We start from the raw sequence: 12,642 nt of genomic DNA, 5'->3' as shown, positions 1-12,642 counted from the left end.
TGAGGGGCAGGGTGCAGGTGTGATCGCTGTGGCGGGCGTGCGGACCGGGCGGGGGCCGGGCGGCGCGTTCTGGGATGCGGCCCCGGCCGGGGCCGGGCGGAAGGGAGTGCGATGGGCGGCGCGCGAGCGATGTCCGCTGGGGCGGGTGAGCGGGAGCCGGGCCCGGTGATGGACCGCGAGGCGGTCGACCGCGCCCTCGCGCGGCGCGGCGCCGAGCACGAGGCGGTCGAGACCTCGCTGCTCGCGCTCCAGGACCACGCGGGGCGGCGGCTCCTCGAAGGCGCGGAGCTGACCGGCGTGACGCGGCAGCGCTGGGCGGCCACGGAGGCGGCGATCTCGCTCCTGTGGGCCTGCTTCGACACGTACACCCAGGCACTCGCCACCGCCCGCGCGCTGCGCGCCAGGCGCCGCAACCCCAGTCGCGAGGACCTCGCCGAGCTGACCGAGCTGTTGGAGGGCCGCTCGCTCGCCGTGCCGGGGGCCGCCGGGGCGGCGGGGAACGGGCCCGTCGCGAGCCTGACGGGCGAGGTGCCCAGGCTCAGCCACCGCTGCTCCCTGGAGGAGCTGGTGGAGCGGATGAACGAGCTGTACGCGGACTCGCTCGCCGTCGTGATAGCGGCCGACGCGGTGTGGTCGGCGCTGCCCGCGCGGATCGACCTGCTCTCCGCCGAGCTGAACCGCACCCGCACGCTCGCGCACTCGGTCGGCGTGCGCCCCGGCGAGCACCCGGCCGGGGACGACCTGGAACGCATCGCGCGCGTGCTCGGGGCGCTGCGCGAACAAGTCGTCAGCGATCCGCTGGAGTTCTGGCAGCCGCAGGCGGGCGCGGCGGCCCCCGGCGCGGGCCGTCCCGACACGCGGCGCTACGACCGCGAGGCGCGCGGACTCGACGAGGTGCGCCGCGAGATCGAGGCCGTGCTCGCGGTGCGGCAGGACGCGGAGGCGCGGCTGCGCGAGCTGAGCGACCTGCTCTCGCGCGCGGACCGCACGCTCGCCGAGGCGCGCGCGGCGCGCGGCGAGGTGCTCGCGAAGATAGCGGCCTCGGAGGTCCCGGCCGTGAGCGGGCCGCCCGTCGTGCTCCAGGAGGAGCTGTCGCGGGCCGCCGAGTACAGGAGGCGCGGGCACTGGTCGCGGCTCAGCCCGCTGCTCGACTCGCTCGAAGCGCGGGCCGAGGACGAACTTCTCCGCGCCCGCGAGCAGTTGTCCGCGGTCGCGGCGCCGCTCGCGATCCGCGCGGAGCTGCGCGGGCGGCTCGACGCGTACCGCGCGAAGGTCGCGAGGCACGGTCTCGCCGAGGACACTCTCCTCATGGAGCGCTACGACGCGGCCCGCCGCATGCTGTGGAGCGCGCCCTGCGACCTGCGGGCCGCCGAGCAGGCGGTGCTGCGGTACCAGCGGGCGGTGGCGGAGACGCTGGCCGGTGAGCAGGGGTGAGCCGGGCGAGCGGGCGAACGGACGGCGTCCCGACGGGGCGGAACGGGGGAAGCGGATGAACGAGCAGGCGTGTCAGCGGCCGGGCTGCGAGGGCCGGTACGAGGACGTGGGCGGCGGGGAGCTGTACTGCGACACGTGCGGGCTCGCCCCCGTGGTCGCCCCGGACGGCGCGCTCGGCTCGCCCCCGACCGGCATGACGGCGAGCGGCGGGCGCGGCGCCTCGGGCGGCACGGCGGCCACCCACGGCTCGAAGGCGCCGGGGGCACGCGCGGCGGGAGCGGGCTCGGGGGCCGTGTACGGCGCGGGCTCGGGGGCCGTGTACGGCGCGGGCTCGGGGGCCTCGTACGGCGCGGGCGCGGCGTACGGCTCCGGCTCCGGTGCCCCCCATGGCTCCGGCTCGGGTGCCACGTACGGCTCCGGCGCGGTCGCCTCGTACGGCTCGGGCGGGTCCGCCTCGTACGGTTCAGCGCCGTCCGCGCGGGCCTCCGGCTCCTCGCGCTCCTCGCGGCGCTCGGTCTCCGGGCGGCTCTCCGGGAGCAGCACGGCGCGGCAGGTGAGCGCGCGCAGCACGGGCTCCGCGTCCTCGGGCTCGGCGCGCGGGCGGCTCGGGGCCGGGCTCGTGAGCGTGCCGACCGTTCCCCGGCACGACCCGCGCGCGGCGGTCCTGGAGCGGGCCGAGGTGCCCGAGCGCAAGCGGTTCTGCTCGCGCGCCGACTGCGGCGCCCCGGTGGGGCGTGCGCGCGGGGAGCACCCCGGACGCACGGAGGGTTTCTGCACGAAGTGCGGGCACCCGTACTCGTTCGTGCCCAAGCTGGGGGCCGGGACGGTCGTGCACGGTCAGTACGAGGTCGTGGGCTGCCTCGCCCACGGCGGGCTCGGCTGGGTCTACCTCGCGATCGACCGCGCGGTCTCGGACCGCTGGGTCGTGCTCAAGGGCCTCCTCGACACGGGCGACCAGGACGCGATGGAGGCGGCGATCTCGGAGCGGCGCTTCCTCGCCGAGATCGAGCACGCCAACATCGTGCGCATCTACAACTTCGTCGAGCACCTCGACCAGCGCACGGGGTCGCTCGACGGCTACATCGTCATGGAGTACGTGGGCGGCAAGTCGCTCAAGGAGATCGCCAACGCGCGCCGCACCTCCGAGGGCCGCCGTGACCCGCTCCCCGTCGAGCAGGCGTGCGCCTTCGGCATCGAGGCGCTCGACGCGCTCGGCCACCTGCACAGCCGCTCGCTGCTGTACTGCGACTTCAAGGTGGACAACGCGATCCAGACCGAGGACCAGCTCAAGCTCATCGACATGGGCGCGGTGCGCCGCGCCGACGACGAGGAGTCGGCGATCTACGGGACGGTCGGCTACCAGGCGCCGGAGGTCGCCGAGGTGGGTCCCTCGGTCGCCTCCGACCTCTACACCGTGGCGCGCACGCTCGCCGTGCTCGCTTTCGACTTCCAGGGCTACACGACGGTCTACGTGGACAGCCTGCCCGATCCGGCGCAGGTGCCCGTCTTCCAGGAGTTCGAGTCCTTCTACCGGCTCCTCGTGCGCGCGACGGACCCGGACCCGGCGCGCCGCTTCGCCTCGGCGGAGGAGATGGCGGAGCAGCTCACGGGGGTGCTGCGGGAGATCGTGGCCCGCCGCACGGGCCGCCCGCACCCCGCGCTCTCGACCCACTTCGGGCCCGAGCTGCGCGTCCCCGACACGGAGTTGTTCCTCCCGGCGGGCGGGGCGGTCTCGGCGCTCGGGGTGCGGGACACGGGCGGCGGAAGCGGGACAGGCGGCGGAAGCGGTGCGGGCGGGACGGGCTGGGGGCGGCGCCGGGCGCGTACGGCCCTGGCGGGAGAGGCGGCGGGCACCCCGGCGCTCGCTCCGGGCACCGCCCCGAGCGCCGCCACACCCACCGGCTTCGGCGCCCCGCCGAGCCTGCCCGCACAAGCCGGACTGCCCGCGCCCTCCGGACCGCCCGCGCAGGCCGCCCCGCCCGCGCGGGCCGGTCTCCCGCCGCTGCCCGGAGGTGCCCCGCTCCCCGCGCCTCCCGCCGCGCCCCCCTCCTCCCCCGCTCTCGCGCTGCGCCCGATGCGGGTCCCCGAGGCGGCGCTCGCGCTGCCGGTGCCGCGGGTGGACGCGAGCGACCCGAGCGCGGGCTTCCTCGCCGGTCTGCACACGGCGGTGCACAGCGAGTTGATCAGCGCCCTGCGCGACGCCCCCGCCGATTCGCCCGAGGTGCGGCTGCGCGAGGTGCGGGCGCGCCTGGAGATGGGCCAGCCGGACGCGGCGGGCCGCTCGCTCGACGACCTGGAGCGCGGGTACCCCGAGGACTGGCGGGTCGTCTGGTACCGGGGCCTGGCCTCGCTCGTGACGGGCGAACTGGACCGGGCCGCGCTCTCCTTCGACGCGGTCTACGACGCCTTTCCCGGCGAGGCCGCGCCGAAGCTCGCGCTCGCCCTGTGCGCCGAGGCGCTCGGCCAGCTCGACAACGCCGTGGAGTACTACCGGCTCGTGTGGCAGACCGACCCGGGCTACGTGAGCGCCGCCTTCGGCCTGGCGCGGGTGCTCTTCGCGGCGGGCGAACGCGAGTCCTCCGTACGGGCCCTGGAGACGGTGCCCGAGTCCTCGGCGCACCACGCCGCCGCCGGGATCGCGGCCACCCGGGCGCGGTTGCGCGGCCGGACTCCCGGGCAGACGCCCCTCGCCGACCTGCGCGCGGCGGCGGCCCGGGTGGGTGAACTGGGCGACGCGGTCGACGCGGTGCGGGCGCAGACGCTCACGGCCGAGGTACTGGGCGCGGCGCTCGACTGGGTACTCTCGGGTCGCCACGGCGCAGGGCCGCAGGAGGGCGGTCTGCTGGGCTGCCCGCTCGACGAGCGCGGGCTCCGGTTCGGCCTGGAACGCGCCTTCCGGACCTTGGCCAGGCTCGCCGGTGACGGCGGGGAACGGATCGAACTGGTGGAGCGGGCCAACCGACTCCGCCCCCGGACGTGGGTGTGATTGATGGCGCGGACGCATCAGCTGGCGGCTTGTCCCCGGTGCGCGGAACCACTCGACGCGAGTGATCTGTACTGCGGGGGCTGCGGCTACGACCTCTCGGCGGTGCCCGGCCCCCCCGCGGGTCCGCCGCCGCCCGCCCCCGACTGGCCGCAGGCCCGCGAGACGGACGGCACGGGCCGTCCCGCGCCGGTCCTGCGCGCCTCGGACCTCCCCGCGACGGTCTCGGACACGTCCGCGCGCCCGGAACAGCCGACGCTGCCCGAGGGCGTGCGGCTCCCCGAGGAGGCCGGGGCTCCGGCGGAGCCGGGCGTACGGGCGGGCGGCGGTCCCCGGTACGTGAGCGACGACCGCCCCGCGGAGCACCCCGAGCCCCCGGACAGCGACTACGCCCTGGCGGCCCCGCCGCCGGTGCCGCCCACGCCGCCCACGCCCCCGGGCGCCGGGGCGCACGTACCGGCGCAGTCCGCCGCCGCCCCCGTACCACCGCGCCCGGAAGCGGCACCGGAGGGCGCGCAAGGCGCGCCCGGCCCGAACGCCCCCGCGCCGGACGCCCCCGCGCCGGACGCCCCCGCGCAGGGCGCCCCCGCGCAGGGCGCCCCCGTACCGGGAACGCCCCTGCCGAACGCCTCGCCGGGCGCCCCCGCCGCGGGCGCCCCGGCCTCCGCCCCCGAGACCGCGCCCGATCCGCGGCTGAGCCCGCCGCCGCCCGAGCCCGGCCCGGTGTGCGCGCGGTGCGGGGCGGGGCGGGTCGACGCGGACGGGTACTGCGAGCGCTGCGGGCACGCGCAGCCGCGTCCGCGCGACCACATGGAGCGGGAGTTGAGCACCCTCGCGGCCGTGAGCGACCGGGGGCTGCGCCACCACCGCAACGAGGACGCCTTCGCGGTCGCCGCGACGGCGCTGCCCGACGGGGCCACGGCCGCCGTCGCCGTCGTGTGCGACGGCGTGTCCTCGGCGACGCGCCCGGACGCCGCCTCGCTCGCCGCCGCGCAGACCGCCGAGGCCGCGCTGATGGCCTCGCTGCCGCGCGGCACCCGTCCCGAGCAGGCGATGCGCGAGGCGATCGAGCAGGCGGCCGAGGCCGTCAACGCGCTCGCCGACGAGCCGGTCCTGCCCCCCGAGGAACCCGGGCAGAACGCCCCGGCGTGCACGCTCGTCGCCGCGATCGTCACCGAGGAACTCCTCGTCGTCGGCTGGGTCGGCGACAGCCGCGTCTACTGGGTGCCCGCCGACCGCTCAGCGACCCCGTACCGCCTCACCGAGGACGACTCGTGGGCGGCCCAGATGGTCGCCGCGCGCCTGCTGAGCGAGGAGGAGGCGTACGCGGACGAACGCGCGCACGCCATCACGGGCTGGCTCGGCGCCGACGCCTACGAACTGGAGCCGCACACGGCCGCCTTCCGGCCCGAGGCGCCGGGCAGCGTCGTCGTGTGCACGGACGGCCTGTGGAACTACGCGGAGAGCGCGGAGGCGATGGCCGCGCTGCTGCCCGCCGACTCGGGCAGCCGCCCGCTCGACGCGGCGCGCACGCTCGTGCGGTACGCGCTCGACAGCGGCGGCCACGACAACATCACGGTCGCCGTCGTCCCGTACCCGGCCCCGGGGGAACCGGTGCGCCTGGAGGCGCGGTGACACCCCGGCGGCGCCGCCCGCACGCGAGGACGGCGGGGGCACCGCGGAGGCCGGGACACGTCAGAAGTCGTGTCGGTACGTGAGAAGTCGATGAGGGGGAACGACGTCATGGCGAATTTCTCGAAGCCCCAGGGGCCCCGGTTCGAGGTCGAGGTCTACCAGAACCCGTATCTGCCGGAGGGTTCCGGCGAGGTGCACGCCGTCGTCACGGTGACCGCGACGGGTGGCGGCACGGGCGCGCTCACCGCCGCGGGCCCTGGCCAGGACGCCGCCGTGGTGCTCATGGTCGACTGCTCGGGCTCGATGCAGTACCCGCCGAGCAAGCTCCACCACGCCAAGGAGGCCACCGGGGCCGCGCTCGACACGCTCCGCGACGGCACCCGCTTCGCCGTCGTCGAGGGCACGCACGTGGCCAGGGAGGTCTACCCGCGCGGCGGCGCGCTCGCGGTCGCCGACGACCGCACCCGGGCCGAGGCGAAGGAGGCGCTGCGCACGCTCCGGGCCTCCGGCGGCACCGCCGTCGGCAGGTGGCTGCGCCTCGCCGAACGCCTGCTCTCCCAGGCGCCCGTCGCGATCCGGCACGGCATCCTGCTCACCGACGGGCGGAACGAGCACGAGACCCCGGAGGAGCTGCGCGCCGCGCTCGACGACTGCGCGGGCCGCTTCACCTGCGACGCGCGCGGGGTCGGCACCGACTGGAAGGTGGCCGAGGTCACCGGGATCGCCTCCGCGCTCCTCGGCAGCGCCGACATCGTCGCCGAACCCGAGGCGCTCACCGAGGACTTCACGCGCATGATGGAGAACGTCATGGGCAAGGAGGTCGCGGATGTCGCACTGCGCCTGTGGACCCCGCAGGGCGCCGAGCCGGTCTTCGTCAAGCAGGTCGCCCCGAGCGTCGAGGACCTCACCGCGCGCCGCACCGAGCCGGCCCCGCGCACCGGGGACTACCCGACCGGCTCGTGGGGCGACGAATCGCGCGACTACCACTTCTGCGTCCGCGTGCCGCCCGCCGGGCTCGGCCAGGAGATGCTCGCGGGGCGGGTGTCGCTCGTCGTCCCCGAGGCGGACGGCTCCGTGACGCGCCTCGGGCAGGGGCTCGTACGGGCCGTGTGGACGGACGACATCGCGGCGTCCACGCAGCTCAACCCGCAGGTCGCGCACTACACGGGACAGGCCGAACTCGCGGGAGCGGTACGGGAGGGACTCCAGGCGCGCAAGTCCGGTGACCAGGAACGCGCCACGGCCCGGCTCGGTCGCGCGGTGCAGCTCGCGCACGCCTCGGGGAACGAGGCGACGGCCAAGCTGCTCGCCAAGGTGGTGGATGTCGTGGACGCGCCTGCGGGTACTGTGCGACTGAAGGCGAAAGTGACGGAGGCGGACGAGATGACCCTCGAAACACGGTCCACCAAGACCGTGCGGGTCAGGAAGTAGCCCTCGCGCGCCGCCCGCCGCACGACGCATGTGTGGCGGTGGGCCCGCCCTTCCGGACCCGCCGGGCCGGATGCTGTCAGTGACCGGCCGGGAGGCCGGAGAAGAGAAGGAGAGGAGGAAGCGCCGACATGCCGACCTGCCCGAACGGACATCAGTCGAGCTCCGACGACTGGTGCGAGATCTGCGGCCATCGCATGGCCGGGTCGGGCGGACCTGTGCCGCCGCCTTCCCCGCCCCCCGCGCCCAGCCCGTACGGATACCCGCACAGCGGGAACCAGGAGGCCGAGCGCTGCCCCCAGTGCGGTACGCCACGCGAATCCGGTGGCCCGTTCTGCGAGCACTGCCGATGGAACTTCCTGACCGGTACGGCGACGACCTACGTGCCGGCCGCGCCCGGCTCGCCCGCCGGAGGCGGATTCCCCGGCCCCCAGACGCACGAGTACCAGGAGTCGCGGCCCTCCAGGATCAACAGGCCCCCCGAGCCGATCGTCCCGGACATGATCCAGCGGCCCGCGCCCGGCTACCCGGGGCAGGGCGAGCAGGAGTCGTCCTCGTACCCGGGCGGCGGTTCCGGCAACCACGGTGGCAACGGCACGGGCGGTGACCACGGCGCCCGCCCGGCGCAGGGCGGCTTCCCCGACCCGTACCACCAGACGAGCGGCTACGCGCCCGGCCCCGCCACCACGCAGCCACCCCAGCAGCAGCAACAGCCGCAGCAGCACCAGCCACCGCAGCAACAGCAGCAGCAGCAGCCCGGTGTGGACGACTGGCCGATCGCCCCGCCCGCCCCGTACCCGCCGAACGGTCCGGGACCGAACGGCCCCGGCCAAAGCGGTGGGCTGCCGCACACCTCGGCGCCGAACGGCCCCGGTCCCCAGGGCCAGGGACTGAACGGCCCCGGTCCCCACGGTCCGGGCATCCCCGGTCCGGGCGGGCCGCGCCCGGGTGACCCCTTCGCGCAGGGCCCCGCCGGTCCCGTGCCGGGGACGTGGAGCGCCACGTACGGTCCCGATCGCGAGTACTTCCTCGCGATGATGCAGCGCAGCGGCCCCGAGGCTGCCGGGCTCAGCCTGCCCGCGTACTCCCCGGAGCAGCGCGTCGAGCTGACCGGGAGCCAGATCACGATCGGCCGCCGCCGGCACTCCACGGGCAACACCCCCGACATCGACCTGTCGGTGCCCCCGGAGGACCCCGGCGTCTCGCACCAGCACGCCATGCTGACGCGCCAGCAGGACGGCACGTGGGCGGTCGTGGACCAGAACTCCACGAACGGCACGACGGTCAACGGCTCGGAGGAGCCCATTCAGCCCTTCGTGGTCCAGCCGCTCTCGGACGGCGACCGCGTGCACGTCGGCGCGTGGACGACGATCACGATCCACCGCGGCTGAGCGACACCCCGCGAGCAACATCCCGGAGGGGCCGCACGCCACGCGCGTGCGGCCCCCGCTTGCTGTCCGGGGCGGGCCGTCACGGCAGCGCCCACGCGTACGGCCCGTCCGGGTCGTCGAGCCACGCCCACAGGTACTCGCCGCGCAGGGTGACTCCGAAGCGCTCCCTGGCGGGCAGTTGCTCGCGCCGCCACAGCGCCAGCGCCTCGTGCGGGTCGAGGGTGCCCGAGGTGAGCGCGAGCAGGAAGTGGAAGTCCTCGTCCCGCGCGGCCCAGGAGGGCAGCCCGCCGAGATAGGGGGCCGGTTCGGGGGTGCGCTCGGCACCCCGCATCGGGACGAAGTACGCGGGTGTGGCGAGAAATCGCCCCTCGGCGTGCTCGGCGTCCCGCACCCGCAGCGCGAGCAGCCCCGTCGCGAGCGGCGCCACGACGAGCGCGCCCGGGGCGCACTGCCGCAGCAGCGCCCGCGGCACCGTGTTGACCGCCGCCGTGACGAGGACGCGGTCGTACGGGGCTCGCGCGGGCCAGCCGCGCATCCCGTCCCCCGTGCCGACCTCGGGCCGGAACCCGGCCCGCGCGAGGTGCGCGCGCGCCGATTCGGTGATCTCCGTGTCGAGATCGACGGTCGTCACGAGGTCCTCGCCGAGGCGGTGGCACAGCAGCCCGGCGTTCCACCCGGTACCGGCGCCGACCTCCAGGACCCGGTCGCCGGGGCGCACGTCGAGCCCGGTGAGCATGCGGGCCATGAGCGAGGGCTGGCTGCTCGACGAGACGAGTTCGCCGTCCCGCAGCCGGGTCGCGAGCGGGACGTCGGCGTAGGCCCCCGTGAGCCAGCGGGCGCGGCGCTCACGGTCGGGGTCCTCGCCCCACAGCCGCTCGAAGCCGCCGGTGGGGGCGCGGACGTAGTAGTACGGCACGAAGTAGTGGCGCGGGACGGAGGCGAAGGCCGCGTACCAGGGCGAGTCCTCGTCGAGCAGGTCGCACTCGCGGGACAGGCGGCGCAGGAGGCCCTCGCGCGAGCGGGTGGCGAGGTCCTGCCACTCCTCCTCGGTCCGGGGAGCCCTCGCGGGCTGGGCGGGCTGCGGGGTCATGGGTCCACTGTGGGGGGCGTGGGGGCGGGAAGCGAGTACGCGTGCGGGGTGCTTTCGGACGGGTCGGCGGGAGCGGGGGGGGGCGGCGGGCGGATGCGGCGTCGGGCGGGCGCGGGCTCCGGCGGCGGGCGGGCGCGGGATCCGGCGGACGGGTTCGGCGTCCGGCGGCGGGCGGTGTCGGGCGGCGGTCCTACGACCCGGGTCCTCGGCCGGGGCGTCTGAGACGATGGACACGTGAACGAGATCCCGCACGGCACAGTCCAGGAGCAGACCTTCTACGAGCAGGTCGGCGGCGAGGAGACCTTCCGGCGCCTGGTGCACCGCTTCTACGAGGGCGTCGCCGGGGACCCGCTGCTGCGCCCGATGTACCCGGAGGAGGACCTCGGCCCGGCCGAGGAGCGGCTCGCGCTCTTCCTCATGCAGTACTGGGGCGGCCCCCGCACCTACAGCGAGAACCGCGGCCACCCCCGGCTGCGGATGCGCCACGCGCCCTTCGCCGTGGACCGTGCCGCGCACGACGCGTGGCTGACGCACATGCGCGCCGCCGTCGACGACCTCGACCTCACCGAGGAGCAGGACCGCACGCTGTGGACCTACCTCACGTACGCCGCCGCCTCCATGGTCAACCGCGCGGGCTGACCTCCACCTCGGTGTCCACCTCGACGGGTACGGCGAGGCTGTTCGCCACGTAGCAGGCGCGGTGGGCGCGCGCGGCGAGTTCCCGTACGGCCTCCGGGTCGGTGCCGGGCGCCACCCGTACGGTCACCGCGAGGCGGATCGCGTCGAGCCGTCCGCGCTCCGGGTCGAGGCGGGCGCTCGCCTCGTCCTCGTACGCCAGGACCTCCACACCCGCGCGCGCCGCCTCGCCGAGGAACGACAGCAACTGGCAGGAGGAGGCGGCCGTCAGGAGCAGTTGCTCCGGGTTGAGCAGTTCGGGATCGCCGCGGAACGCCGGGTCGGCGCTCAGGGCGAGGCGCTGCGCGGCGGGCGGGGCGAGGGCGGTGTGGGTGCGGGAGTAGCCGCGGATTCCGGTGGCGGTGGAGCCCTGCCACTGGAGGAGGGCGAGGTAGGCGTGGGGTGCGGGCCGCGTCGTCATGGGGCGACCGTAGGGCGGGGTCGTTTCGGTGCGTACCGAAGGATGCCCGGACTATCGTCGGACGTATGTCCAGCTCCGTGACCGTCTCCGCGACGGCCTCCGTGCCCGGCCGCGACCGCGACTTCAGCGTGGTCGCGCAGGCGCTCGCGGCCCCGGCGCGTTCCGTGTTCTGCAATCTGCTCATGGACGGCACCGCGCGCCCGGCCGGTGAGCTGGCGCGCGCCGCCGGGGTCGGCGCGTCGACCGCGAGCGAGCACCTGTCCGTGCTCGTCGCCGCCGGGCTCCTGGAGTGCACGGCGTCGGGGCGGCGCCGCTACTACCGGCTCGCGGGGCCCGAAGTGGCGCGCGCGCTCGAAGCGCTCGGGGCGCTCACAGGGCCGACGCCCGTACGGGGCTACCGCCCGAGCCGCCAGGCCGCACGGCTCGCCGCCGCCCGGTTCTGCTACGACCACCTCGCCGGGCGGCTCGGCGTCGCCCTGAGCGAGGCGTGGCACGCCTCGGGATGGCTGCGCGAGGGGCTGACCCCGGCGGGCGCGGAGGGCTTCGCGGCGCTCGGCGTGGACGTGGGAGCGGCGCGTGCGGCGCGCAGGCCCACGGTCCGTTCGTGCGCGGACTGGACCGAGCGCCGCCCGCACCTCGCGGGGGCGCTGGGCGCGGCGGTCGGCGCGCGCTTCCTCACCGCCGGGTGGGTCGAACGCCACCGCACGGACCGGGGCCTGACGGTGACCCCGGCGGGGCGGGCGCTGCTCGCGGACCGCTGGGGCATCGACACGGCGGAGCCGCGTACGGCCGAAGGAACCGTGGGGTTCAGGAGCGCGGGCTGATCCCGAGCATCCCGAGGCCCCCGCGCCGGACGGCGACGGAGCCGTAGGGGGTGCGCAGGCGCAGCCAGGCGCCGGAGCTGAAGAGCGCGAGCGAGTGCGCGGCGTCGGGGTCGTCGGCGTCCTGCGGCAGGCGCGGGCTCGTGGCGCCCGGGGCCTGCGGGGACACGAGCGGGCGCAGGAAGCCGAGCGCCTGCGCCGCGTGCGCCGCGCGTACGGGCAGCGAGGTGTCGCCGACCGTACGGGACCAGACCTCGCCGCCGATGCGGTCGAGTTCGGCACGCGTCCGCCCGGCCGGGGCGAGGCGTTCCATGCGGGTACGGAACTCCGCCACGGCCTGGGCGACCGCGCCCCGTACCGCTTGCGGCAGGAGCGCGACCGGCTCGCGGTGCCAGCCGCCGCGCGGGGGCAGGAGCCCCGCCCAGGGCGGGCCCGTGACGGGCGCGGGCACGGCGAACCGCGCCGTGGCCTCGTCCACGGACTCCAGGAGGTCGCCCGCCGAGACCGTCACGTCGAAGGTCGGCGCGTCCGGCCGCGGCGCGAGCCGCACCGTACGGATCGCGAGGACCTCGAAGGACGGCGGCCGGCCGAAGACGGCGAGCGCCCCCGCCGCGGCCTGGAGCCGTACCGCGGCGGCCTTGTCGTAGTGGAGCAGCCGCCCGAGGAAGGCCGCGAGGTCCGCGGCCTCCCCCGGGTCGGCGCACCGCACCGACGTGTCACTCATGCAACAGTCCCGTCATGCGCAGTGTCCGATCACGCCAGGT

10 protein-coding genes are annotated in these 12,642 nt (G+C 76.5%); 7 read left to right on the top strand and 3 right to left on the bottom strand.

Features of this window, described 5'->3' with window-relative positions; all coding sequences use genetic code 11:
* Nucleotides 1-111 precede the first annotated feature (111 nt).
* From STTU_RS22040 to STTU_RS22020, 5 genes are all read left to right on the top strand, one after another.
* On the top strand, nt 112-1,434 hold the full coding sequence (locus tag STTU_RS22040) for a hypothetical protein (protein WP_007826997.1): 1,323 nt from the start codon (nt 112-114) through the stop codon (nt 1,432-1,434).
* Nucleotides 1,435-1,489: 55 nt separating this feature from the next.
* Nucleotides 1,490-4,420, top strand: coding sequence for a serine/threonine-protein kinase (locus STTU_RS22035; RefSeq protein WP_043255989.1), 2,931 nt, complete (start codon nt 1,490-1,492; stop codon nt 4,418-4,420).
* A gap of 3 nt (nt 4,421-4,423) precedes the next feature.
* Nucleotides 4,424-6,052, top strand: a complete 1,629-nt coding sequence (locus STTU_RS22030) for a PP2C family serine/threonine-protein phosphatase (protein ID WP_007826993.1) — start codon at nt 4,424-4,426, stop codon at nt 6,050-6,052.
* Nucleotides 6,053-6,160: 108 nt separating this feature from the next.
* Nucleotides 6,161-7,483: a vWA domain-containing protein gene (locus STTU_RS22025; protein ID WP_043255987.1), complete on the top strand. Its 1,323-nt coding sequence runs from the start codon at nt 6,161-6,163 to the stop codon at nt 7,481-7,483.
* Nucleotides 7,484-7,611: 128 nt separating this feature from the next.
* Nucleotides 7,612-8,871, top strand: a complete 1,260-nt coding sequence (locus tag STTU_RS22020; RefSeq protein ID WP_043255985.1) for an FHA domain-containing protein — start codon at nt 7,612-7,614, stop codon at nt 8,869-8,871.
* 79 nt (nt 8,872-8,950) lie between these two features.
* On the opposite strand, the gene STTU_RS22015 is transcribed toward STTU_RS22020, so the two are convergent.
* Entirely contained in the window at nt 8,951-9,961 is a 1,011-nt protein-coding gene (locus STTU_RS22015; RefSeq protein ID WP_007826990.1) for a methyltransferase domain-containing protein, read from the bottom strand.
* Between the two features lie 234 nt (nt 9,962-10,195).
* On the opposite strand from STTU_RS22015, the gene STTU_RS22010 reads away from it, so the two are divergent.
* On the top strand, nt 10,196-10,600 hold the full coding sequence (locus STTU_RS22010) for a globin (protein ID WP_007826986.1): 405 nt from the start codon (nt 10,196-10,198) through the stop codon (nt 10,598-10,600).
* On the opposite strand, the gene STTU_RS22005 is transcribed toward STTU_RS22010, so the two are convergent.
* On the bottom strand, nt 10,584-11,057 hold the full coding sequence (locus STTU_RS22005) for an OsmC family protein (protein WP_043255982.1): 474 nt from the start codon (nt 11,055-11,057) through the stop codon (nt 10,584-10,586). The genes STTU_RS22010 and STTU_RS22005 overlap by 17 nt on opposite strands.
* Before the next feature lie 65 nt (nt 11,058-11,122).
* On the opposite strand from STTU_RS22005, the gene STTU_RS22000 reads away from it, so the two are divergent.
* Nucleotides 11,123-11,881: an ArsR/SmtB family transcription factor gene (locus STTU_RS22000; protein WP_063894617.1), complete on the top strand. Its 759-nt coding sequence runs from the start codon at nt 11,123-11,125 to the stop codon at nt 11,879-11,881.
* Here the strand turns inward: STTU_RS22000 and STTU_RS21995 are convergent.
* On the bottom strand, nt 11,865-12,602 hold the full coding sequence (locus STTU_RS21995) for a hypothetical protein (RefSeq protein ID WP_007826980.1): 738 nt from the start codon (nt 12,600-12,602) through the stop codon (nt 11,865-11,867). The two genes, STTU_RS22000 and STTU_RS21995, sit on opposite strands and share 17 nt — an antisense overlap.
* Between the last annotated feature and the right edge of the window lie 40 nt (nt 12,603-12,642).

It is taken from the genome of Streptomyces sp. Tu6071, assembly GCF_000213055.1.
GTDB classification, from domain to species: domain Bacteria; phylum Actinomycetota; class Actinomycetes; order Streptomycetales; family Streptomycetaceae; genus Streptomyces; species Streptomyces evansiae.
The sequence above is the reverse complement of the archived record's forward strand: the minus strand, read 5'-3'. Positions and strand labels throughout refer to the sequence as shown.